We start from the raw sequence: 20744 nt of genomic DNA on the forward strand, positions 1-20744 counted from the left end.
GGGTGGGACGGCACGACGCAGGTCCGCGGTTCCGCCCCCTGCAGGTCGTTGCCGTGCCGTGATCCGGGACACGCCAAGGAACTTGGCCGCCGCCCGTGATCCCCGGCAGTCACCGTCGTTGGTACGTACGGGGGACCCGTCTGCCGCCTTCAGCACGTCCGACGGGGCGGCCCTGCAACGTACCGATGTGCAACGCAACCGTTATCGCGGGAGGACACCGAGCTGTGGCCGTGACCGAACCAGCTCCGGCCGTACCACCGGGCGCGACGATCCACGAGGACCGTCGTGCGACCGGTGAGGGAGGCGCACACGAGGGCATCCTGCGCCGTCAGGCGCAGCGTGAATCCGCCGCGCGCACCTATGCGCGCTCCCTGCCCATCGTCCCCGTGAGGGCCAGGGGACTCACCATCGAGGGCGCCGACGGGCGGCGTTACCTGGACTGCCTGTCCGGCGCCGGCACCCTCGCGCTCGGCCACAACCACCCCGTCGTGCTGGAGGCCATCCGCAAGGTCCTCGACTCCGGCGCGCCCTTGCACATCCTCGACCTCGCCACCCCGGTCAAGGACGCCTTCGTCACCGAGCTGTTCGCGACCCTGCCGGAGAAGCTCGCCGCCGACGCCCGCATCCAGTTCTGCGGGCCCGCCGGCACGGACGCCGTCGAAGCCGCCCTCAAACTCGTCCGCACCGCCACCGGCCGGCGCGGCGTCCTCTCCTTCAGCGGCGCCTACCACGGCATGACCGCCGGAGCCCTCGACGCCTCCGGGGGCGCCACCGACGTCCGCGTCGCCCGGCTGCCCTACCCGCGCGACTACCGCTGCCCCTTCGGCGTCGGCGGCGAACGCGGCGCCGAACTCGCCGCCCGCTGGACCGAGTCCCTGCTCGACGACCCCAAGAGCGGCGTCCCCGCCCCCGCCGGGATGATCCTCGAACCCGTCCAGGGCGAAGGCGGCGTCATCCCCGCCCCGGACAGCTGGCTGCGCCGTATGCGGGAGATCACCGAGGCCCGCTCCATCCCGCTCGTCGCCGACGAGATCCAGACCGGCGTCGGCCGCACCGGCGCCTTCTGGGCCGTCGAACACAGCGGCGTCGTCCCCGACGTGATGGTCCTGTCCAAGGCCATCGGCGGCTCCCTCCCGCTCGCCGTCGTCGTCTACAAGGCGGAACTCGACGCCTGGGAACCGGGCGCCCACGCCGGCACCTTCCGCGGCAACCAGCTCGCCATGGCCGCCGGCGCCGCCACCCTCGCCTACGTCAGGGAGAACGGGCTCGCCGAACGCGCCGGTACTCTCGGCGCCCGCATGCTCGGACAGCTCCAGGGCCTCGCCGCCACCGACCCCCGCATCGGCGACGTCCGCGGCCGCGGCCTGATGATCGGCGTCGAACTGGTCGACCCCGAGGCCACCCCCACCGAGGCCCCCGGCACCCACGACCTCGCCCCGCCGCCCGACCCCGAGCTCGCCCTCGCCGTCCAGCGCAACTGCCTCGACCGCGGCCTCATCGTCGAACTCGGCGGCCGCCACAACGCCGTCGTCCGCCTGCTGCCCCCGCTCACGCTCACCGACGAGCAGGCGGCCGCCGTCCTCGACCGCTTCGCCGACGCCCTGGCCGCCGCCGAACGGACCGACCGGCCCCGCCCGTCCCAGCCGTCCCGCTGAACCCGGACCGATCCCGCCCGGCCCGCTCCCCCCTCCCAAGGAAGCCCCCGTGAACCCCACTCCCGCCCCCGAGACCACCGGCACCGGAACCGGCACCGGAACCGGCGCCGCCGGCGGCCCGCTGACCGTCGAGCACACCGTCCCCCGCCAGTACCCGGGACACCACCCCAGCCCCCACACCGTCCTCGGCCCGCCCCCCGCCTCCGCCCCCACCCTCACCTCCGACCGGCTCTCCGCCGCCTCGCCCGGCCCCTCGGCCGATCCGCTGGACGACCCCGACCCCGCCCGGGCCGCCGACAGCGCCACCGTCGAGAACCTGCTGCGCTGCTGGGTACGGGAGAAGAACCTGCCCGCCCCTGACGGCGCCGGCCCCCTGCGCATCCCCCTCGACGCGAGCGGCACCGCCCTCCTCGTGCCCGTCCGCCACTGGTCGCCCACCGGCTGGCACCGCTTCGGCGCCCCCGTCCTCGAAGGCCTCCCCGCCACCGCGCCCGCCGTCGACGCGGTGACCGTCGCGGCCCTGCTCAGCCGCGAGACCGGCCGCCCCGAAGGCACCGAACTCGTCGGCCGCGTCGCCGACTCCGCCCGCCGCACCACCGAGTTCATCGCCGAACGCCGACGCGACCCGCGCCCCCACCCCGAGGCCGACCTCTTCCTCACCGCCGAACAGTCCCTCCTGCTCGGCCACCCGCTGCACCCCACCGCCAAGAGCCGCGAAGGCCTCTCCGAGGCCGAAGCCCGGCTCTACTCACCCGAGTTGCACGGCTCCTTCCCCCTCCACTGGATGGCCGTCGACCACACCGTCCTCGCCACCGACTCCGCCTGGACCGAACAGGGCCGCCCCGTCGCCGCCCCCCAGCTCACCACCGCCCTCGCCGACGGCCTCGACCTCCCCGCCGGCACCGCCGCCCTGCCCCTCCACCCCTGGCAGGCCCGCGAGCTCCGGCACCGCCCCGCCGTCGCCGCCCTCCTCGACGCCGGCCTGCTCCACGACCTCGGCCCCCACGGGAGCCACTGGCACCCCACCTCCTCCGTGCGCACCGTGCACCGCCCCGGCGCCCGCGCCATGCTCAAGCTCTCCCTCGGCCTGCGGATCACCAACTCCCGCCGGGAGAACCTCCGCAAGGAACTCCACCGCGGCGTCGAGGTGCACCGCCTCCTGCGCACCGGCCTCGTCGACCAGTGGCAGGCCGCACATCCGGCCTTCGACATCGTCCGCGACCCGGCCTGGCTCGCCGTCGACACCCCCGACGGCGAGCCCGTCCCCGGACTCGACGTCATGATCCGCCACAACCCCTTCGCCGCCGGCGACGACGCCGTCTGCCTCGCCGCGCTCACCGCCCCGCGCCCCTGGCCCGGCTCGATCCGGATGCGCTCCCGCCTCGCGGAACTCGTCCTCCGGCTCGCCGCCCGCACCGGCCGCCCCACCACGGCCGTGGCCACCGAGTGGTTCCTCCGCTACCTCGACCTCGTGGTCCGCCCCGTCCTGTGGCTCGACGGCCAGGCCGGCGTCGCCCTGGAGGCCCACCAGCAGAACACCCTCGTCCTCCTCGACCCCGAAGGCTGGCCCGTCGGCGGCCGCTACCGCGACAACCAGGGCTACTACTTCCGCGAGTCCCGGCGCGACGAGCTGGAGAGCCGCCTCCCCGGCATCGGGGCCGCCAGCGACACCTTCGTCTCCGACCAGGTCACCGACGAACGCTTCGCCTACTACCTGGGCATCAACAACGTCCTCGGCCTCATCGGGGCCTTCGGCTCCCAGCAGCTCGCCGACGAACGCGTCCTGCTCGCCGCCCTGCGCCGGTTCCTCGCCACCGCCACCAGCCTCGGCTCCCCGCTGCCGCACCGACTCCTGGAGGCCGCGACCCTGCGCTGCAAGGCCAACCTCCTCACCCGGCTGCACGGCCTGGACGAACTCGTCGGACCCGTCGACACCCAGTCCGTCTACGTCACCATCACCAACCCCCTCCGACCCTGAACCACACCCGCCCGGCCACCCCGCCCGGACACCCCGCCCCGAAGCCCCGGGCCGACCCGTGCCCGTCCCACGTCACCGACCCGCCGAGAGGAGAGCGCCCCCGTGCCTCCCACCGAAGCGCACCCCGGCACCACCACCCCGCCCGGCGCGGACCGGGGCGCCGACGACACCCTGGACCTCCACCTGTCCGAGGAACTCGTCGCCCTCCTCGCCCCGGGCGAGCCGAGCGCCGGCACCCGCGGCGACCTTCTCGACGACCTCGCCGGCTGGCAGCCGGCCGTCACCCCGGTCGGCAGCTTCCAGCTGGTCCCCGTCCGGCTCGACCGTGACCTGCCGCTCATCGCCCGCTGGATGAACGACCCGGCCGTGGCCGCCTTCTGGGAACTCGAAGGCCCCGAGAGCGTGACCGCCGAGCACATCCGCGCCCAACTCGACGGCGACGGACGCAGCGTGCCCTGCCTCGGCGTCCTCGACTCCACGCCGATGAGCTACTTCGAGATCTACCGCGCCGATCTCGACCCGCTCGCCCGCCACTACCCCGCGCGCCCGCACGACACCGGCATCCACCTCCTCATCGGCGGCATCTCCGACCGCGGCCGAGGAGTCGGCACCACCCTCCTGCGGGCCGTGGCTGACCTGGTCCTCGACCACCGTCCCCGGTGCACCCGCGTCCTCGCCGAACCCGACCTGCGCAACACCCCCTCCGTGGCCGCCTTCCTCGGCGCCGGCTTCCGGCTCTCCGCGGAAGTCGACCTGCCCGACAAACGAGCCGCGCTCATGGTCCGCGACCGCGCCCTGCGTCACGTCCTCTGAACACCCTCTGCCTTACATACACCGCTCGACCCACAGCGGTTCCCACCCCGAGGAGTCCTCGTGTCGACGTCCCCTGCACCCCACGACTCCGCACAGCCCGCGCCGCCGGCCCTCTTCTCGCCACCCGAGCTCAACCCCGACGCCTGGTCGCGGGCCGCCTCCCGGCTGCTCGCCAAGGCCGTCGCGGAGTTCGCGTACGAGGAGATCGTCCGACCACGGCCGGCCGACGGCCCCGACCGCTACACCCTCACCCTCGACGACGGCGCCACGCTCGCCTTCAGCGCCCGCCGCGGCGCGTACGACGGCTGGCTCGTCGACCCCGACTCGCTCACGCTCGACGGGCGCCCCGCCACCGACCCCCTCGACTTCCTGGCCCGGGCACGCCGCCTCCTCGGCCTCGACGGCGCCACCCTCGGGCACCTCATCCGCGAACTCACCACCACCCTCGCCGCCGACGCCCGGCTCGCCCACACCGCCCTGCCCGCCGCCCGCCTCGCGGACCTCGGCTACGCGGAACTCGAAGGACACCAGACCGGGCACCCGTGGCTCGTCGTCAGCAAGGGCCGCATCGGCTTCTCCGCCACCGACGCCGCCCGCTGGGCCCCCGAGGCCCGCCGCCCCACCCCGCTGCCGTGGATCGCCGTCAGCAGCCGGATCGCCGCCTACCGCGGCGTCGCCGGCCTCGACACCCCCGACCTGCTCTACGCCCGGGAACTCGACCCCGAGGTACGCGAGACCTTCCACGCGACGCTGCGCGCCCGCGGCCTCGACCCGGACGCGTACCTCCTGCTGCCCGTCCACCCCTGGCAGTGGGACGAGATCCTGCTGCCGCTCTTCGCCCCCGCCGTCGCCTCCGGAGCGGTCATCCCGCTGCCGTCCGACGGCGACCTCCGGCTGCCGCAGCAGTCCATCCGCACCTTCCTCAACACCAGCCGCCCCGACCGGCACACCGTCAAGCTGCCGCTGTCCGTCCTCAACACCCTGGTCTGGCGCGGCCTGCCCACCGAGCGCACCCTCGCCGCGCCCGCCGTCACCGCCTGGGTCCACGGGCTGCGCGACGCAGACCCCTTCCTCCGCGAGGAGTGCGGCGTGATCCTGCTCGGCGAGGTCGCCTCCGTCACCGTCGAGCACCCGCTGTACGACCGCCTGCCGGAGGTGCCGTACCAGTACAAGGAGCTCCTCGGCGCGATCTGGCGCGAGCCCCTGCGGCTGCCGCCGGGCGAGCGCGCCCGCACCCTCGCCTCGCTGCTCCACACCGACCCCGAGGGCCGGGCCTTCGTCGCCGAGCTCGTCGAGCGCTCGGGACTCGCCCCGCGGGCCTGGCTCCAGCGCCTCTTCGCCGCGCTGCTGCCCCCGCTGCTGCACTTCCTCTACCAGTACGGCACGGTCTTCTCCCCGCACGGCGAGAACGCCATCGTCGTCTACGACGAGCAGGACGTGCCCGTCCGCCTGGCGATCAAGGACTTCGTCGACGACGTGAACATCAGCGCCGTCCCCCTGCCCGAGCACGCCACGATGCCGGACGACGTGCGGGCCGTGCTGCTCACGGAGGAGCCGGACTTCCTCACCCAGTTCATCCATTCGGGCCTTTTCGTGGGTGTCTTCCGCTACCTGGCGCCGCTGTGCGAGGAGCAACTGGAGGTTCCCGAGGAGGAGTTCTGGACGCTCGTGCGCGCCGAGATCCTGCGCCACCAGGCGCGCTTCCCGGAGCTGAAGGAACGGTTCGAGCTGTTCGATCTCCTCGTCCCCCGGATCGACCGGCTCTGTCTCAACCGCAACCGCCTCCACCTCGACGGCTACCGCGACCGCCCCGAGCGGCCGCACGCCGCCGTCCACGGCACCGTCCCGAACCCGCTCGCGTGATCACCGGCACGGCCCCGGCTGTCGGTGCCGCCCCGTAGGGTGGAAGGGCTATGACGAAGCCATCCCTCCCCGATCTCCTCCACGCCGCCGTCTCCGCCGTCGGCGGTGTGGAGCGCCCCGGCCAGGTCACCATGGCCGAGGCCGTGGCCGAGGCCATCGACGACGGTTCCCACCTCCTCGTCCAGGCCGGCACCGGCACCGGTAAGTCCCTCGGCTATCTCGTGCCGGCGCTGGCGCAGGGGGAGCGGGTGGTGGTCGCCACGGCGACGCTGGCGCTCCAGCGCCAGCTCGTCGAGCGGGACCTGCCGCGGACGGTCGACGCGCTGCACCCGCAGCTGCGGCGCCGCCCGGAGTTCGCCATGCTCAAGGGCCGGTCGAACTATCTGTGTCTGCACCGTCTCCACGAGGGCGTGCCGCAGGACGAGGAGGAGGGCCTCTTCGACCCCTTCGAGGCGGCGGCCCCCACCAGCAAGCTCGGGCAGGACCTGCTGCGGCTGCGGGACTGGTCCGACGAGACCGAGACCGGCGACCGCGACGACCTCACGCCGGGCGTTTCCGACCGGGCCTGGGCCCAGGTCTCCGTCTCCTCGCGCGAGTGCCTGGGCGCGAGCAAGTGCGCGTACGGGGCCGAGTGCTTCGCCGAGGCGGCCCGCGAGCGCGCCAAGCTCGCCGAGGTCGTCGTCACCAACCACGCGCTGCTCGCCATCGACGCGATCGAGGGCGCGCCGGTGCTGCCGCAGCACGAGGTGCTGATCGTCGACGAGGCCCACGAGCTGGTCTCCCGGGTGACCGGGGTCGCCACCGGTGAGCTCACGCCGGGGCAGGTCAACCGGGCCGTGCGGCGGGCGGCGAAGCTGGTCGACGAGAAGGTCGCCGATCAGCTGCAGACCGCGGCCGAGGGCTTCGAGAAGCTGATGGAGCTGGCCCTGCCCGGCCGCCTGGAGGAGATCCCGGAGGACCTGGGGTACGCGCTGATGGCGCTGCGTGACGCCTCGCGTGCGGTGATCACGGCCCTCGGCTCCACGCGGGACCGCTCGGTGCAGGACGAGGACGCGGTCCGCAAGCAGGCCCTGGCCTCGGTGGAGACCGTCCACGGGGTCGCCGAGCGGATCACCCAGGGATCCGAGTACGACGTCGTCTGGTACGAGCGGCACGACCGTTTCGGCGCGTCGCTGCGGGTCGCGCCGCTGACGGTGTCGGGCCTGCTGCGCGAGAAGCTGTTCGCCGACCGCTCGGTCGTCCTCACCTCCGCCACCCTCAAGCTGGGCGGCGACTTCAACGGGGTGGGAGCCTCGCTGGGCCTGGCCCCGGAGGGCACCCAGGGCGACGACCTTCCGGTCTGGAGGGGCATCGACGTCGGCTCGCCCTTCGACTACCCCAAGCAGGGCATCCTGTACGTCGCCAAGCACCTGAACCGGCCCGCGCGGGACGGCGAGCGCGGCGACATGCTGGACGAGCTGACCGAGCTGATGCAGGCCGCCGGCGGGCGCACCCTCGGCCTGTTCTCCTCGATGCGCGCCGCCCAGCAGGCGGCCGAGGAGCTGCGGAGCAGGATTCCGGAGCTGCCGATCCTGCTCCAGGGCGAGGACACCCTCGGTGAGCTGATCAAGAACTTCGCCGCCGATCCGAAGACCTGCCTCTTCGGCACGCTCTCCCTCTGGCAGGGCGTGGACGTCCCCGGGCCGAACTGCCAGCTGGTCGTGATGGACAAGATCCCCTTCCCGCGTCCGGACGACCCGCTGATGAGCGCGCGCCAGAAGGCGGTCGAGGACGCCGGCGGCAACGGGTTCATGGCGGTGGCCGCGACGCACGCGGCGCTGCTCATGGCGCAGGGCGCCGGCCGACTCGTACGGGCGACGGGGGATCGCGGTGTGGTCGCCGTGCTCGATCCGCGGCTGGCGACGGCGCGGTACGGCAGCTATCTCAAGGCCTCGCTGCCCGACTTCTGGTACACGACGGACCGCAACCAGGTGCGGAAGTCCCTGGCGGCGATCGACGCGGCCGCCGGCGCCGCGGCGGGGGTCTAGCGGCCGCAGCCGGCGGACGGGTGTGGGCCATGGGAAGAGCCCGATCGCCGTTGGCGACGGAGCCGCTGCCTGTGCAGGACACAAGCAGGGCCCCGGGACCGGCGCAGTGGGTCCCGGGGCCCGGTTCAGGGCCGACGAGGTGGGGTCACACCCGTCGCAGCACGGCGACGACCTTGCCGAGGATGGTGGCCTCGTCGCCAGGGATCGGCTGGTACGCCGCGTTGTGCGGCAGCAGCCAGACGTGGCCGTCCTCGCGCTTGAAGCGCTTGACCGTGGCCTCGCCGTCGAGCATGGCGGCCACGATGTCACCGTTCTCGGCGACGGGCTGGCGGCGGACCGTGACCCAGTCCCCGTCACAGATCGCGGCCTCGATCATGGAGTCGCCGACCACCTTGAGGACGAACAGCTCGCCGTCACCGACCAGCTGCCGGGGGAGCGGGAAGACGTCCTCGACGGACTCCTCGGCCAGGATGGGGCCACCGGCCGCGATGCGGCCGACCAGGGGGACGTAGGAGGCGGCGGGCTTGCCCGTGGTGTCCGTCGGCTGGGTGCTCGGCTGGTCGGAGCCACGCACCTCGTACGCCCGGGGCCGGTGCGGGTCGCGACGGAGGAAGCCCTTGCGCTCCAGAGCCATGAGCTGGTGGGCCACGGAGGAGGTGCTGGAGAGGCCGACGGCCTGGCCGATCTCGCGCATCGACGGCGGGTAGCCACGGCGCTGCACCGAGTCCCGGATGACCTCGATGACCCGGCGCTGCCGGTCGGTGAGGCCGGAGCTGTCGGCCCGGATGCCTGGAGGTCGTCCGGGGAGCGAGCGCGCGGGTCGCCCGGGCTCCCCCTCCCCGTTCATGAGTGCGTCATTCATCGCGTGTACCGGCTCGAGTCGGCCCTGGGAGCGGTCCTGGGCAGTGATGGTGGCACTGTCTGCGGTGGTGGTCACGTCGGCGGCCCCTCTCGAATGGTCTCCCTGGCTGGCACAACGGTAGTGGCTTTCGAAAGGTTGCGCCAAACACACGTTCGAGTGAAAATTCGCAGTTCGCCTTACGTGGGTGCGCGTGTGGGTGTATATGCAGACCCGGCCGCCGTCTCAAATCGGTCATTACGGTAGCCTTCGCGACCGGGCCGGACCGACCGGGGCGGGTCGCGCCGGAAGGCCCGGCGCCCGCCGGAGCCGCTCTCCCAGTGTGGCACCGGCCACCCCGGAATCGGCGCCGCCGCGCCCTTCCCGTACGCTCGTGGCCGGCCGCAGGCGCCCCGGAGCGCCCGCCGCGAGCGCGACACGCGCACGGGGGCGAAATTGCGGACCAACCCAAGATCTAGTGGTTGCATGTCAGCTGCAACCCACAAGTAGTGGTCCCCGGTCGGCCGGGGGTGCTCGGATCGCCTATGCTGGTGGTCGCTTCGAGGGGCCTTGACGGGCCCGGCGAGGCTATTCAGTCGTGCCGTGAGGGAGGGTCGGAACCACATGCACTGCCCCTTCTGCAGGCACCCCGACAGCCGCGTCGTCGACAGTCGCACCACCGACGACGGGACGTCGATCCGACGCCGCCGCCAGTGCCCCGACTGCTCCCGTCGTTTCACGACGGTGGAGACGTGTTCGCTCATGGTGGTCAAGCGGTCCGGGGTCACCGAACCCTTCAGTCGCACCAAGGTCATCTCCGGCGTCCGCAAGGCATGCCAGGGGCGGCCCGTCACCGAGGACGCCCTCGCCAAGCTCGGCCAGCGGGTCGAGGAGGCGGTGCGCGCCACCGGGAGCGCCGAGCTGACCACCCACGACGTGGGTCTGGCCATCCTCGGCCCGCTGCAGGAGCTCGACCTCGTCGCGTACCTGCGATTCGCGTCCGTCTACAAGGCCTTCGACAGCCTCGAAGACTTCGAGGCCGCCATCGCGGAGCTCCGCGAGCGGCCTCCCGCTGAGAACGGCGGGACCGGAGCGACCCCCGCGGTCCCCGTTCCCGCCACCGCCGCCGACTGACCGGCGGGCCGGACCGGAAGGGTCCGGCGACCGGCCGCCACGCGGCCCCACAAGACCTGCCCCGAACGATCCGCGAGGCGTTCGTGGCAAGAGCACTACAGACAGCAGTACAGAAAACGGAGCCCTGGAATTTTCCGGGCGCTCCAGGGTGTTTTGCCCGTATATGGGAGGCGGCATGACAGAGACGGCGAGCGGTCCGGCACGTGGTTCCCGCGCCAAGGGAGCCAAGGCGGCGAGCAAGGGCCTGCGTATCGAGCGCATCCACACCACCCCCGGCGTGCATCCGTACGACGAGGTGAACTGGGAGCGTCGTGACGTCGTCATGACCAACTGGCGCGACGGCTCGATCAACTTCGAGCAGCGCGGCGTCGAGTTCCCCGACTTCTGGTCGGTGAACGCGGTCAACATCGTCACCAGCAAGTACTTCCGCGGGGCCGTCGGCACCCCGCAGCGCGAGACCGGTCTCAAGCAGCTCATCGACCGGATCGTGAAGACCTACACGAAGGCCGGCGAGGAGTACGGCTACTTCGCCTCGCCCGCCGACGCCGAGATCTTCGAGCACGAGCTGGCCTACGCCCTCCTGCACCAGATCTTCAGCTTCAACTCCCCGGTGTGGTTCAACGTCGGTACGCCGCAGCCCCAGCAGGTCTCCGCCTGCTTCATCCTGTCCGTCGACGACTCCATGGAGTCGATCCTCGACTGGTACAAGGAAGAGGGCATGATCTTCAAGGGCGGCTCCGGCGCCGGCCTGAACCTCTCCCGCATCCGCTCCTCCAAGGAGCTGCTCTCCTCCGGCGGCAACGCCTCCGGCCCGGTCTCCTTCATGCGCGGCGCCGACGCCTCCGCCGGAACGATCAAGTCCGGTGGCGCCACCCGCCGCGCCGCCAAGATGGTCATCCTCGACGTCGACCACCCCGACATCGAGGACTTCATCGAGACCAAGGTCAAGGAGGAGGAGAAGATCCGCGCCCTGCGTGACGCGGGCTTCGACATGGACCTGGGCGGCGACGACATCACGTCCGTCCAGTACCAGAACGCCAACAACTCCGTCCGCGTGAACGACGAGTTCATGAAGGCCGTGGAGTCCGGCGGCAAGTTCGGCCTGCGCGCCCGCATGACCGGCGAGGTCATCGAGGAGGTCGACGCCAAGGCGCTCTTCCGCAAGATGGCCGAGGCCGCCTGGGCCTGCGCCGACCCGGGCATCCAGTACGACGACACGATCAACCACTGGCACACCTGCCCCGAGTCCGGCCGCATCAACGGCTCGAACCCGTGCAGCGAGTACATGCACCTGGACAACACGTCCTGCAACCTCGCCTCGCTGAACCTGATGAAGTTCCTCAAGGACGACGGCAAGGGCAACCAGTCCTTCGACGTCGAGCGCTTCGCCAAGGTCGTCGAGCTCGTCATCACCGCGATGGACATCTCCATCTGCTTCGCCGACTTCCCGACCCAGAAGATCGGCGAGAACACCCGCGCCTTCCGCCAGCTCGGCATCGGCTACGCCAACCTCGGCGCCCTGCTGATGGCGACCGGCCACGCGTACGACTCCGACGGCGGCCGCGCCCTCGCCGGTGCCATCACCTCCCTGATGACCGGCACCTCGTACAAGCGCTCCGCCGAGCTCGCCGCGGTCGTCGGCGCGTACGACGGCTACGCCCGCAACGCCGAGCCGCACCAGCGCGTCATGCGGCAGCACGCCGACGCCAACGACAAGGCCGTCCGCATGGACGACCTCGACTCGCCGATCTGGGCCGCCGCCACGGAGGCCTGGCAGGACGTCGTCCGCCTCGGCGCCAAGAACGGCTTCCGCAACGCGCAGGCCTCGGTCATCGCCCCGACCGGCACCATCGGTCTCGCGATGTCCTGCGACACCACCGGCCTCGAGCCCGACCTCGCCCTGGTCAAGTTCAAGAAGCTGGTCGGCGGCGGCTCGATGCAGATCGTCAACGGCACCGTCCCGCAGGCCCTGCGCCGCCTGGGTTACCAGGAGGAGCAGATCGAGGCGATCGTCGCCCACATCGCCGAGCACGGCAACGTGATCGACGCCCCCGGCCTGAAGACCGAGCACTACGAGGTCTTCGACTGCGCCATGGGCGAGCGTTCCATCTCCGCGATGGGCCACGTCCGCATGATGGCCGCCATCCAGCCGTGGATCTCCGGCGCCCTCTCCAAGACCGTCAACCTGCCGGAGACGGCCACGGTCGAGGACGTCGAGGAGGTCTACTTCGAGGCCTGGAAGATGGGCGTCAAGGCGCTCGCCATCTACCGCGACAACTGCAAGGTCGGCCAGCCGCTCTCCGCCAAGAAGAAGGAGGACGAGAAGGCCGAGGTGACCGCGAAGACCGAGGCGACGATCCGTGAGGCCGTCGAGAAGGTCGTCGAGTACCGCCCGGTCCGCAAGCGCCTCCCGAAGGGCCGCCCGGGGATCACCACCTCCTTCACCGTCGGTGGCGCCGAGGGCTACATGACCGCCAACTCCTACCCGGACGACGGTCTCGGCGAGGTCTTCCTGAAGATGTCCAAGCAGGGTTCGACCCTCGCCGGCATGATGGACGCCTTCTCCATCGCCGTCTCCGTCGGTCTGCAGTACGGCGTGCCGCTGGAGACCTACGTCTCGAAGTTCACCAACATGCGCTTCGAGCCGGCCGGCATGACGGACGACCCGGACGTGCGGATGGCGCAGTCGATCGTCGACTACATCTTCCGCCGCCTGGCGCTCGACTTCCTGCCGTTCGAGACCCGCTCCGCGCTCGGCATCCACTCCGCCGAGGAGCGCCAGCGTCACCTGGAGACGGGCTCGTACGAGGTGGCCGAGGACGAGGTCGACGTCGAGGGCCTGGCCCAGTCGGCCCCGCGCGCCCAGGAGCTGAAGGCCGTCGAGACCCCGGTCGCCAAGGCCGAGATCCCCGCCCCGAAGCAGGCGCACACCTCCGCGGAACTCGTCGAGATGCAGCTCGGCATCAGCGCGGACGCCCCGCTCTGCTTCTCCTGCGGCACGAAGATGCAGCGCGCCGGCTCCTGCTACATCTGCGAGGGCTGCGGCTCGACCAGCGGTTGCAGCTGACCGTCCTGAACAGCGCATGAGAGAGGGCGCCGGCCACGAGCCGGCGCCCTCTCTTGCGTCCGCGCACCGCTCGGGTCCGCCTCGGAACGATCACCGGCTACGCTCTGCGGCGCATGACGTGCACGGAGAGCAGGGGGAAACATGGCTGGTGACGAGGCCGGGGCGGCCGGGCGGCCGAACGTGGGCGCTCAGGTGGCGACCGCGCTGATCCTGGGCGGCATGCTCGCCGGGGGCTTCTGGTACATGGCGAAGACCTCGCAGGAGAGTGTCGCCGCGGAGAAGCCGGCCGTGTGCACGGCGTCGACCGGACACCTGCCGGCCCGGTACGTCTCCGGGACGCGGCTGTGCGAGGTGCTGAACCGTCCGGATCTTCCCGCGCTGCTGGGCACCCCCGCGGAGCAGGCGCGCACGGCCTGGGGCAGCGACGGCTGGACCGGCGGCGACGACAAGAGCCCTTCGCCCGAGGGGAACGTGACCCTGCCGACGTACTCCGTGAAGCTCGGGGTCTCGTACGACCGGCTCCCCGTGGCCCAGTTGGGCCGGCTCCTGGGCAACATGGCGGAGCCCACGAAGGTTCTGGGGCGCCAGGCCTTCTTCTACTCGGACCGCACCATCGCGTTCTCCGTGCCGCTCGGCGGCGGGGGCAAGGCCGAGACCCGCACCGGCGGCATCGCCCGCCATCTGCTCGTCGCCAAGGACGCCAGGGACGGCGGCGGCTCCTACGAGCTCGTCATCTGGCGCTACGACACGGCGGCCCCCGACGACGCGGCCCTGCTGCGTATGGCCGAGAGCGTGCTGCCGACGGTCCCGGGGTGGGACGGGCGCTGAGGGACGGTTTCGGGCTGGGACGGGCTCCACGGGCGGGCGCTGAGGACGGTCCGGGCTGGGGCGGGTGCCGGTGGAAGAGGGGCGGCCCGCGGCCGGTCCCTCTTCCATGCCGTCCTGAGGCGTCGGTACCGCGTCTCAGGTGCGCCGCTCGCCCATCACGGTGCCGAAGTCACGCGGATCCATGTCGAAGCCGTGAAGGAGGGCGCGGAAGACCCAGCCCTCCGCGCCGTCGCGGACGAACTCGACGATCGTCGCCGCGGTCGTGTCCGCCACGGACGAGAGGTCGTCGTTCAGGAGGTCCGTGTACCCCTCGCGGACGCGTACGCCCCGTCCCGCCACCTGACCGAAGGTGAGCCGTCCGCCGCCCTGCTGTATGGCCACGCCCACCACCACGCGCGCGTACCGCGGTGCTAGCCGCGTGAGCTCCAGGGTCATCGCCTCGTCGTAGCCGAAGCCCTGCCCCGTACGGCTGTCGCGGTGCAGGGTGATCGTGCCGTCGGGGGAGCGGCTGTCGAAGTGCACGAGATAGGCCGGAGGACCGTACGGGGCGTCCTCGGCGTAGACCCCCGCGACGATGTCCAGATCGTGCGCCGGAGCGCCCGCCGGGCTGGGGTCCCACTTGAGCGCCACCTCGGCCTTGCCGACCCCCTTGTTGAGCCCGCTCATCATGAATCCCCTCTCTCCGCACGGTTCCTGACGAGCCGTTCATGGTGTCATGTGATCAACATGTCATCGGAAGAGGGGGGCCGCGGAATGTGGGGCGGGGAAGAGCTGGATCTGGACGCATATCTGGCGCGGATCGGGTACTCGGGGAGGGTCGCGCCCGATCTCGCGACCCTGCGCGCCCTGCACCGGGCGCACGTGGCGGCGATCCCCTTCGAGAACCTGGACGTGGCGCTGGGACGGCGCGTCTCCCTCGACGTCAAGGATCTCGAGGCCAAGCTCGTCGGCCGGCGGCGCGGCGGCTACTGCTACGAACAGAACAGCCTGCTCGCCGCCGCCCTGGAGCGGATCGGCTTCCAGGTGGCGGGGCGGGGCGCCAGGAACCGCACGCGAGGGGACGTGCTGACGCCGATCACCCACGCCCTGCTCGTCGTCACTGTCGACGGCGGACAGTGGCTGGCGGACGCCGGCTTCGGGTGGCAGGGCCCCCTGGAGCCGGTGCCGCTCGTCGACGGCGCACGCGTCGAGCAGGACGGCTGGGTCTTCGGCGTCGCCACTGAGGCGGAGGGCGTCCACGTGCTGCGCTCGCTTCGCCCGGAGGGGTGGACCGACCTCTACTCCTTCGCGCCGCACACCCTGTACCCCGTCGACTTCGAGCTCATGAACCACTACAGCTCGAGCCATCCGCGCTCGCGCTTCCTCGGGCAGGTGGTGGCCCACCAGCCCGGCGCCGAGGTCCGCAGGGCCCTGGTCCGCGACGGTCTCACCGCCATGGGCCTGGACTGGGCGCCAGAGGAACGGCGTGTCGGGCCCGAGGAGTTGGCCGGGACCCTCGCCGAACTCTTCGGAATCGAACTGGACGACGAGGAGGTCGACGGTCTCGTCCGGGTGCAGTCCGGAGAGATCTGACGGGGCTTCGCTCCGCCCCGTACCATGGCGCGGTGCTGGTCAAGTGGATTCGCTGCACCGTGGTGGACCGTCGAGGGTTCGAGCGGGGGCAGCGGAAGTGGGCGGGGCTGCTCGGTGAGCCGGGATTCCGGGGGCAGGGTGGGGGCTGGAGCCGGCGGAGGCCGGATGTCGCCCACATCTTCGCGTTCTGGGAGAGCAGGGCGTTCTACGACTCGTTCATGGCGAGGTCGCACGACCGGCTCGCGGCCGCGCAGGTCGGCACGCACCGGAATCTCCAGGCCAAGCTCTTCGACCACCGCTTCGACGTGAAGACGGGCTTCGAGCCGCTCTTCACCGACGCCGACGTGGTCCGGGTCGCGCACTGCCGGGTGCACGAGGAGCGCGTGGAGCACTTCGCCCTGATGCAGGAGAAGGTGTGGAACCCGGCGATGGCCGGGTCTCCCGGCATGCTCCGGGGGATGTTCGGTGACGCGCCCGGGCACGAGTTCCTGGTCCTGTCGATGTGGAAGTCGGCGGCGGAGCACGGCAAGTACCGGGTCGAACGGCTGGAGCGCCTCGGCCTGCGGGCGCAGACCGAGGCGGACGTCGCCGCGATGACGGGCGACGTGGTCCAGCTCGAGCCGGCGTGGACGGTCTGAGGGGCGTCCGTGGTTCGCACGGTCCGAGGGGCGTCTGCCGTTCGCGCGGCCTGAGGGGCGTCTGCCGTTCGCACGGTCCGAGGGGCGCCGCCGTTCGCCTGGCCGGCCGGGGAGGCGGTCGGTGATCAGCCGTCTCGACCGTCCGGGAGCGCCGGGTAGCCGTGCTCGGCCAGGCCCGTCAGCAGGACGGCGGCGCGGACGGCTGCGCAGACGGCGGCGCGGGTGCGGGCGGCGCGCCCGCCGGGGCGCCGGCTGCCGGGAGCGGGGGAGGGGCGGCGGCCGGGCTGGGGCCGGACCTCAGGTCGGGGGCAGTGGCAGGGGGCCGTGGTCGTCGTCTGCCACGACCGTGAACCGCGCCGCAGGTTCACCGGCCGCATACGCCGGATGGACTCCGGACGCCTCCTCGACTGAGCCGTCCGGCAGACGGCCGTCTAGGGTCGTCGCATGGCAAGACCGCGACGCATCGTTCTCGTACGGCACGGAGAGTCCGAGGGCAATGTCGATGACACGGTGTACGAGCGGGAGCCCGACCATGCCCTCCGGCTCACCGCGACCGGATGGCGGCAGGCGGAGGAGACGGGGGAGCGACTGCGGGAGCTGTTCGGGGAGGAGCGGGTCAGCGTCTACGTCTCGCCGTACCGCCGCACCCACGAGACGCTGCGCGCGTTCCGGCTCGACCCCCGTCGCGTCCGGGTCAGGGAGGAGCCCCGGCTGCGCGAGCAGGACTGGGGAAACTGGCAGGAGCGGGAGGACGTGCGCCTCCAGAAAATCTACCGGGACGCCTACGGGCACTTCTTCTACCGCTTCGCCCAGGGCGAGTCGGGGGCCGATGTGTACGACCGGGTCGGCGCCTTCCTGGAGAGCCTCTACCGGAGCTTCGAGGCGCCCGACCACCCTCCCAACGTCCTGCTCGTCACCCACGGGCTGACCATGCGCCTGTTCTGCATGCGCTGGTTCCACTGGACCGTCGCCGAATTCGAGTCCCTGTCCAACCCCGGGAACGCCGAGACCCGGATGCTGCTGCTCGGAGCGGACGGCAAGTACCGGCTCGACCGGCCCTTCGAACGCTGGCATACCCCGGAACCGTACGGCCCCACCGGATAGAGTGGCAGGGCGATGACCGCTGACTCCTCTCTCGACCGGCGCTTCGACCGCGCCCTGGCCAGCCTGCGCGGGCTGGCCGTGGGAGACGCCCTGGGCTCCCAGTACTTCGTCCCCGCCAACTACCCCCTGCTGAAGCGGCACGAGCCGCCGACCGGTCCCTGGCAGTGGACCGACGACACGGAGATGGCCTGCTCGGTCCTCGCCGTGCTCGTCTCCCACGGCCGCATCGACCAGGACGCGCTCGCCCAGTCCTTCGCCCGGCACCACGACTTCGACCGCGGCTACGGCCCCGCCGTCAACCGGATGCTCCGGCTCATCCGCGAGGGAGGGGACTGGCGGCAGCTCGCGGCAGAGCTCTTCAACGGACAGGGCTCGTGGGGCAACGGTGCCGCCATGCGGATCGCGCCGCTCGGCGCCTGGTACGCCGACGATCCCGAACAGGCGACCCATCAGGCCGAGATCTCCGCGTACACGACCCACCAGCACCGCGAGGCCGTGGTCGGGGCGATGGCCGTCGCCGCCGCGGCCGCGCTCGTCGCGGACCCGGCCGGACCGCCGACGCCCGAGGCGCTGCTCGACGGAGTCGTGGCGCTCATCCCGCGCAGCGCGGTCGGGGCCGGGCTGCGCCGGGCCCGCGACATGCTCGACTACGGCGACGCCGGGACGGTCGCGGCGGTCCTCGGCAGCGGCCGGCGCACCAGCGCGCACGACACCGTGCCGTTCGCGCTCTGGTCCGCGGCCCGGTCCCTCGGCGACTTCGAGCGCATGTTCTGGACGACCGCGGGCGTGGGCGGTGACGTGGACACCACCTGCGCCATCGCCGGTGGCGTCGTCGCCGCCGGTTCGGCCGGTGCCCCGCCGGCCGCGTGGCTGGAGCAGACCGAGGAGCTGCCCGACTGGGTGCCCGCCGCGGCCCACTCCTAGGCGTACCACCAGTGGCGCCCGCGCCCCCGGCGCCCTCGGGACCCGGGCGTCGGCAGGACGGGCCGAGTGTCACGGTCCTGCCACAGCTGCGGCCGGGCCGGTTCACCTGGGGGTACCGCGGTTAGAGTCGGCCACTCCCAGCGCTGATCATGACAACAGCGTGCCGACGAGACACCCGGGACCGCCGCCTTCGGCCGTAAGGCCGCGCGGACCGGGCCGGGAGGGGGTCCCGTGACCGACACACCATCCGCAGAGCCGCCGAAGGACAGCCCGCCGCCGCAGGGAGGCGCGTCACCGCAGGGAGGCGCGTCACCGCAGGACGGCGCCGAACCCAGGGCCGCCGTCGGCGACGCCGCGAACGGCAGCGCCGGCGGCGCCTCGAGCGAGCAGGCCGAATCGCCGAAGCCGCCGGCCTCGGCCGCGTCGCCCACCGAGAAGCCGGCCTCGGCCGCGTCGCCCACCGAGGAGCCGGCCGCAGGCGCGTCGCCCACCGAGAAGCCCGCAGCGGCGACGCCCACCACGCCGCCGACCGCGGCCGGGCAGCCGCCCGTAGGACCGGCGGCCACTGCGGCGGCTGCCGCCGGCGGGCCCGCCGGTCCACAGGGCGTGACGTCAGCCGCCGGTCCACAGGGCGTGACGTCAGCCGCCGGGCAGCCCGCCGCCGCGGCGGGCGGGTTCGCCGGGCCGGCCGGTTGGCGACCCGCTCCCGGCGGGAGGGCTCCCGGGCCGTACGGGCCGGGAACCTATCCGCCGTACCAGGCCTGGGGGCCGCCGCGGAAGCCGGCGCCGAGCAAGCTGCGGCCCGCGGAGCCGGCCCGCCCGACCGTCGCGACCCTCTGGGCGATCCTGGCCACCGCGCTGTTCGCCGCGCTCTTCATCGGTGCGGGCGCCGGCGTGAACCTGCTGCTCGTCGCCGTGCCCGCGACCCTCGCCGGCGCCTTCGCCGCCCGTGCGGCCGGCCGCCGGCTGCGCCCCTGGACACTGGTCTGGGCGATCGGCGGCGGGGGCCTGCTCGTCGTACCCGCGCTGAGCGACGCGGGCTGGCCGACCTTCCTCGCGATCGTCGCCGCCCTGGGGCTCACCGGCTACGCCCTGCACGGCGGCCGGGGCTGGCCGAGCATGCTGCTCGGACCGCTCGGCCTCTTCGACTCCGTCGGCACCGGCATGGCGTGGACGTGGCGCGGCGTGCGCGAGCGGGCGAGCGGTTCACAGGGACGCCTGGTGCCGGTGCTGCGGACCCTGCTGATCGCCTTCGGCCTGCTGGTCGTCTTCGGCGCGCTGTTCGCCGGGGCCGACGCCGCCTTCGCCGACCTGCTCGGCTCGCTCATGCCCGACATCTCGCTCGAGCAGGCGCCCTGGCGGGTGCTCTGCTTCCTCCTCGGCCTGTTCGGCGCCCTCGCCGTCGCCCGCACCGGCGCGGCCCCGCTGCGCTGGGACCGGCTGACCTTCAGCCCCGGCCGGGCCCGCGGCCGGTTCGAGTGGGCGCTCCCGCTGATCGTCCTGAACCTGCTCTTCGCGGCCTTCAACGCGATCCAGCTCGCCGTGCTCTTCGGCGGCTACGACAAGGTGCTCCGCGAGACCGGGCTCACCTACTCCGAGTACGCCCGGCAGGGCTTCTGGCAGCTGCTGTGGGCCACGCTGCTCACCCTCGTCGTGATCGGCCTGGCGCTCCGCTGGGCGCCGCGTGACGGCGCCGGCGACCGGCGGCTGGTCCGGTCGGTGCTCGGCACCCTGTGCGTCCTCACCCTGGTCGTGGTCGCCTCGGCCCTGCGCCGGATGGACCTGTACGTGGACGCGTACGGGCTCACCCGGCTGCGGATCTCCGTCCTCACCATGGAGCTCTGGCTCGGCGTGACGATCCTGCTGATCATGGCCGCCGGCATCTGGGGCGCCCGCATGCTGCCCCGGGCCCTCGCGGTGAGCGCCGCCGGGTTCGTCCTCGCCTTCGGCGTGATCCGGCCGGACGCGGTCATCGCGCAGCAGAACGTCGAGCGTTACGAGCGGCTCGACAAGATCGACGTCCGCTATCTGCGGGGCCTGTCGGCCGACGCCGTACCCGCCCTCGACCGGCTGCCCGAGCCGCTGCGCTCCTGCGCCCTCCGGGACGTCGCCGAGCACCTCCAGGAGGAGCCCGAGGAGAGCTGGTACGAGACGAGCCTGTCCGAGGCCCGGGCCAGGGACATCCTGGCCGAGCGGGGCGTGAGCCGCGCGGCCTCGTGCCGCGGCGCCACCCGTGACGAGGACTACGACCCGGACGCGGATCCGTACCCGGACCCGTACGCCCCCTGATCCGCCCGGCCCGG

Annotated in this window: 16 protein-coding genes; 13 read left to right on the forward strand and 3 right to left on the reverse strand. The window is 72.7% G+C overall.

The window, feature by feature from the left end; translation table 11 throughout:
• Nucleotides 1–224 precede the first annotated feature (224 nt).
• The 5 genes from ACIGXE_RS23070 to ACIGXE_RS23090 all read left to right on the forward strand — a co-directional run bounded on the left by ACIGXE_RS23070 (nt 225) and on the right by ACIGXE_RS23090 (nt 8336).
• Nucleotides 225–1655: a diaminobutyrate--2-oxoglutarate transaminase family protein gene (locus tag ACIGXE_RS23070; RefSeq protein WP_399750252.1), complete on the forward strand. Its 1431-nt coding sequence runs from the start codon at nt 225–227 to the stop codon at nt 1653–1655.
• 49 nt (nt 1656–1704) lie between these two features.
• Nucleotides 1705–3633 carry an IucA/IucC family protein gene (locus ACIGXE_RS23075; protein WP_399750254.1) on the forward strand — a complete coding sequence of 643 codons (1929 nt, stop codon included), beginning with the start codon at nt 1705–1707 and terminating at the stop codon, nt 3631–3633.
• 102 nt (nt 3634–3735) lie between these two features.
• Nucleotides 3736–4446, forward strand: coding sequence for a GNAT family N-acetyltransferase (locus ACIGXE_RS23080; protein WP_399750256.1), 711 nt, complete (start codon nt 3736–3738; stop codon nt 4444–4446).
• Nucleotides 4447–4506: 60 nt separating this feature from the next.
• Entirely contained in the window at nt 4507–6309 is a 1803-nt protein-coding gene (locus ACIGXE_RS23085) for an IucA/IucC family protein (protein ID WP_399750258.1), read from the forward strand.
• A gap of 50 nt (nt 6310–6359) precedes the next feature.
• Nucleotides 6360–8336, forward strand: a complete 1977-nt coding sequence (locus tag ACIGXE_RS23090) for an ATP-dependent DNA helicase (protein WP_399750260.1) — start codon at nt 6360–6362, stop codon at nt 8334–8336.
• Between the two features lie 145 nt (nt 8337–8481).
• Here ACIGXE_RS23090 and lexA read toward each other — a convergent pair whose 3' ends face one another.
• Complete coding sequence (gene lexA / locus ACIGXE_RS23095; RefSeq protein WP_399750262.1) at nt 8482–9273, reverse strand: transcriptional repressor LexA; 792 nt, start codon at nt 9271–9273, stop codon at nt 8482–8484.
• Nucleotides 9274–9798: 525 nt separating this feature from the next.
• Here lexA and nrdR point away from each other — a divergent pair.
• The 3 genes from nrdR to ACIGXE_RS23110 all read left to right on the forward strand — a co-directional run bounded on the left by nrdR (nt 9799) and on the right by ACIGXE_RS23110 (nt 14203).
• Nucleotides 9799–10308 carry a transcriptional regulator NrdR gene (gene nrdR / locus ACIGXE_RS23100; RefSeq protein WP_399750552.1) on the forward strand — a complete coding sequence of 170 codons (510 nt, stop codon included), beginning with the start codon at nt 9799–9801 and terminating at the stop codon, nt 10306–10308.
• A 175-nt stretch (nt 10309–10483) separates the two neighbouring features.
• Nucleotides 10484–13375, forward strand: coding sequence for a vitamin B12-dependent ribonucleotide reductase (locus tag ACIGXE_RS23105; protein ID WP_399750264.1), 2892 nt, complete (start codon nt 10484–10486; stop codon nt 13373–13375).
• A 141-nt stretch (nt 13376–13516) separates the two neighbouring features.
• Nucleotides 13517–14203 carry a DUF6215 domain-containing protein gene (locus tag ACIGXE_RS23110; RefSeq protein ID WP_399750266.1) on the forward strand — a complete coding sequence of 229 codons (687 nt, stop codon included), beginning with the start codon at nt 13517–13519 and terminating at the stop codon, nt 14201–14203.
• Nucleotides 14204–14338: 135 nt separating this feature from the next.
• On the opposite strand, the gene ACIGXE_RS23115 is transcribed toward ACIGXE_RS23110, so the two are convergent.
• The gene (locus ACIGXE_RS23115) at nt 14339–14869 is read right to left on the reverse strand and encodes a TerD family protein (RefSeq protein WP_399750554.1); all 531 of its coding nucleotides are present in this window, start codon (nt 14867–14869) and stop codon (nt 14339–14341) included.
• Between the two features lie 60 nt (nt 14870–14929).
• Here ACIGXE_RS23115 and ACIGXE_RS23120 point away from each other — a divergent pair, with 60 nt between their 5' ends.
• Both ACIGXE_RS23120 and ACIGXE_RS23125 read left to right on the forward strand, forming a co-directional pair.
• Nucleotides 14930–15775, forward strand: coding sequence for an arylamine N-acetyltransferase (locus ACIGXE_RS23120; protein ID WP_399750268.1), 846 nt, complete (start codon nt 14930–14932; stop codon nt 15773–15775).
• Nucleotides 15776–15807: 32 nt separating this feature from the next.
• On the forward strand, nt 15808–16413 hold the full coding sequence (locus tag ACIGXE_RS23125) for a YdbC family protein (RefSeq protein ID WP_399750270.1): 606 nt from the start codon (nt 15808–15810) through the stop codon (nt 16411–16413).
• Between the two features lie 125 nt (nt 16414–16538).
• Here the strand turns inward: ACIGXE_RS23125 and ACIGXE_RS23130 are convergent, their stop codons facing one another.
• The gene (locus ACIGXE_RS23130; RefSeq protein WP_399750271.1) at nt 16539–16790 is read right to left on the reverse strand and encodes a hypothetical protein; all 252 of its coding nucleotides are present in this window, start codon (nt 16788–16790) and stop codon (nt 16539–16541) included.
• Nucleotides 16791–16857: 67 nt separating this feature from the next.
• On the opposite strand from ACIGXE_RS23130, the gene ACIGXE_RS23135 reads away from it, so the two are divergent.
• From ACIGXE_RS23135 to ACIGXE_RS23145, 3 genes are all read left to right on the forward strand, one after another.
• On the forward strand, nt 16858–17517 hold the full coding sequence (locus ACIGXE_RS23135) for a phosphoglycerate mutase family protein (RefSeq protein WP_399750273.1): 660 nt from the start codon (nt 16858–16860) through the stop codon (nt 17515–17517).
• A gap of 12 nt (nt 17518–17529) precedes the next feature.
• Nucleotides 17530–18441: an ADP-ribosylglycohydrolase family protein gene (locus ACIGXE_RS23140; RefSeq protein WP_399750276.1), complete on the forward strand. Its 912-nt coding sequence runs from the start codon at nt 17530–17532 to the stop codon at nt 18439–18441.
• Between the two features lie 231 nt (nt 18442–18672).
• A complete protein-coding gene (locus tag ACIGXE_RS23145; protein WP_399750279.1) occupies nt 18673–20730 on the forward strand; it encodes a DUF4153 domain-containing protein in 2058 nt (685 codons plus the stop codon).
• Nucleotides 20731–20744 lie beyond the last annotated feature (14 nt).

The organism is Streptomyces sp. NPDC053431 (genome assembly GCF_044544925.1).
GTDB lineage: Bacteria > Actinomycetota > Actinomycetes > Streptomycetales > Streptomycetaceae > Streptomyces.

Coding starts and splice junctions, on each gene's coding strand:
- ACIGXE_RS23090 (WP_399750260.1), top strand. CDS start 6,360: ATGACGAAGCCATCCCTCCCCGATCTCCTCCACGCCGCCGTCTCCGCC.
- nrdR (WP_399750552.1), top strand. CDS start 9,799: ATGCACTGCCCCTTCTGCAGGCACCCCGACAGCCGCGTCGTCGACAGT.
- ACIGXE_RS23105 (WP_399750264.1), top strand. CDS start 10,484: ATGACAGAGACGGCGAGCGGTCCGGCACGTGGTTCCCGCGCCAAGGGA.
- ACIGXE_RS23110 (WP_399750266.1), top strand. CDS start 13,517: ATGGCTGGTGACGAGGCCGGGGCGGCCGGGCGGCCGAACGTGGGCGCT.
- ACIGXE_RS23115 (WP_399750554.1), bottom strand. CDS start 14,869: ATGAGCGGGCTCAACAAGGGGGTCGGCAAGGCCGAGGTGGCGCTCAAG.
- ACIGXE_RS23120 (WP_399750268.1), top strand. CDS start 14,930: ATGTCATCGGAAGAGGGGGGCCGCGGAATGTGGGGCGGGGAAGAGCTG.
- ACIGXE_RS23130 (WP_399750271.1), bottom strand. CDS start 16,790: ATGCGGCCGGTGAACCTGCGGCGCGGTTCACGGTCGTGGCAGACGACG.
- ACIGXE_RS23135 (WP_399750273.1), top strand. CDS start 16,858: ATGGCAAGACCGCGACGCATCGTTCTCGTACGGCACGGAGAGTCCGAG.
- ACIGXE_RS23140 (WP_399750276.1), top strand. CDS start 17,530: ATGACCGCTGACTCCTCTCTCGACCGGCGCTTCGACCGCGCCCTGGCC.